Origin of the sequence: Marinifilum sp. D737 (assembly GCF_026672275.1) — a bacterium.
Taxonomy (GTDB): Bacteria; Bacteroidota; Bacteroidia; order Bacteroidales; family Marinifilaceae; genus Marinifilum.
The window spans coordinates 1-1,317 of the sequence record NZ_JANQCD010000087.1; the positions used below are offsets into that span (position 1 = coordinate 1).

A 1,317-nucleotide genomic window follows, 5' to 3' on the forward strand; every position below is an offset into this window, starting at 1 on the left:
TACCAGGCCTGATAGTTCCTTCCTGCAAAATTACAAGTTGCCATTTTGCAATGATACAATCCAATGGTAGTATCTCTATTTGCAATTAAATTCCATTTAAACTTAAGCTTTTCATCTACTTTTAAAGTTGATTTCGTACCCAATGTCCCAACGAATCGAATATTCTCTTTCAATGGGTAATTTTTATAAATGATATACTCACAAAAGCGATGAACTCTTAACTGACTCATCTGGGGCATAATCAAGTCGATAACTTCACCTACATTTTTATTTCTTCCTGCATAAAAAACAGAGTCAATATGTAATAAATTTACACTAGCAAATTCTGAAGAATGCCTACCTACAAGCAATACCATTTCCTGGTATTTTTCCGATCCAACATCTGTTGAATCTACTTGAAAAGTATAGTCGTAATAAAACTTTTTTACTACAGAGTCGATTATGTGATATTCCTGTGCAAAAGATGAGGTGGATAAAAATAAACCCAATAAAAAATATAGCTTTTTCATAAAAATAAAGTATTGAAAGAGGGCATCCATAAGCAGGATACCCTCTTAAATTCTTAACTAATTAGGATTACATACTGCATCAAATAACTCTCTTACAGCTTTTTTAGCCTCACTGGGGTCATCCCAACAAAACTGTCCATTGGTAACAGGGCCATCTCCACAATCCACAACTACTGTCTGGCAATCCTTTTCAGCTTTAACTGAATAAGTAGTACCCATAAGGGATACAAAACAAAGAGCGATGAATAAAGATTTAATCTTCATAATAATTGATTTTTATTGGCATAAGATACCTTCTTTACGCACTTGCCAATTGCATAAATCACCTCGTTTAGGTAGCTTTGCAATTGCAGTGTAGCTTAGCTACCAGGCTGCTTTGATATGAGGATGGCTATAAGTTATTTTTAAAATCAAAGCGGCTGTTTCCTTAATATTTCTCAATATAATTGTTCCAGGAACGTATGTTTCTTAAGGTTCTAGATTCTTGATCTGGATTCTTGTATTGTATAGGCGATGCATTTCCACCATATCTTCTGTACATATCAGCTGTATATGCTTTTAAAGCTTTAACATAGCCTGTAGCTGTTGTATTCTTTGTATTTTTTTTCTGTAGATGGATTATATTCTGCGGCACTTTACAATTCTTTACCTTGTAGAGTTGAAAAACATGCTCTTTATTTACATCCGCAATGCGAACAATTAAACCTGGCAAACCCTTAAACTTATATGGTCCATCACTAATTGGAATTTCAATAGTATACCAGGCCTGATAGTTCCTTCCTGCAAAATTACAAGTTGCCATTTTGCA

At 34.1% G+C, this 1,317-nt stretch carries 3 protein-coding genes; all 3 read right to left on the reverse strand.

The genetic code is table 11. From position 1 onward, the window contains the following. Nucleotides 1-509: GLPGLI family protein (locus NQ163_RS20515; RefSeq protein WP_268192180.1), on the reverse strand; the 509-nt coding region annotated here is incomplete at its 3' end. A 57-nt stretch (nt 510-566) separates the two neighbouring features. Beyond that, entirely contained in the window at nt 567-773 is a 207-nt protein-coding gene (locus NQ163_RS20520; protein ID WP_268192181.1) for a hypothetical protein, read from the reverse strand. Between the two features lie 163 nt (nt 774-936). Further along, a partial coding sequence (locus NQ163_RS20525; RefSeq protein ID WP_268192182.1) for a GLPGLI family protein occupies nt 937-1,317 on the reverse strand: 381 nt, incomplete at its 5' end.

Coding starts and splice junctions, on each gene's coding strand:
- NQ163_RS20520 (WP_268192181.1), bottom strand. CDS start 773: ATGAAGATTAAATCTTTATTCATCGCTCTTTGTTTTGTATCCCTTATG.